1 rRNA gene is annotated in these 333 nt (G+C 40.2%); it reads left to right on the top strand.

The window, feature by feature from the left end:
- Positions 1 to 100 (top strand): 23S ribosomal RNA (locus tag R5R67_RS19640); the annotation flags it as partial.
- Between the last annotated feature and the right edge of the window lie 233 nt (positions 101 to 333).

Below are 333 nucleotides of genomic sequence, written 5' to 3'. Positions count from 1 at the left end.
TCTAAAGAGCCGTTCGAGACTAGGACGTTGATAGGTTGGATGTGGAAGCATAGTGATATGTGAAGCTGACCAATACTAATTGCTCGTGAGGCTTGACTATACAACACCCAAGCAGTTGTATATGAAGCATCAATCGATTCATAAATCTACAAACAAACTTGATTTAGTTATACCTCTAGATAAAATGAACAGATAAAGTAAGATTCAATTCAGCCCAGTCTGTTACAGATTTGGAAAACGCTTCGGCATTAAATAAGACCCAAGCAAGTATCCATAAACAGTTGTGCTGGCGACCATAGCAAGAGTGAACCACCTGATCCCTTCCCGAACTCA

It is taken from the genome of Acinetobacter sp. OYA S30 (assembly GCF_033599315.1).
Lineage (GTDB): Bacteria > Pseudomonadota > Gammaproteobacteria > Pseudomonadales > Moraxellaceae > Acinetobacter > Acinetobacter baumannii.
The sequence above is the reverse complement of the archived record's forward strand: the minus strand, read 5'-3'. Positions and strand labels throughout refer to the sequence as shown.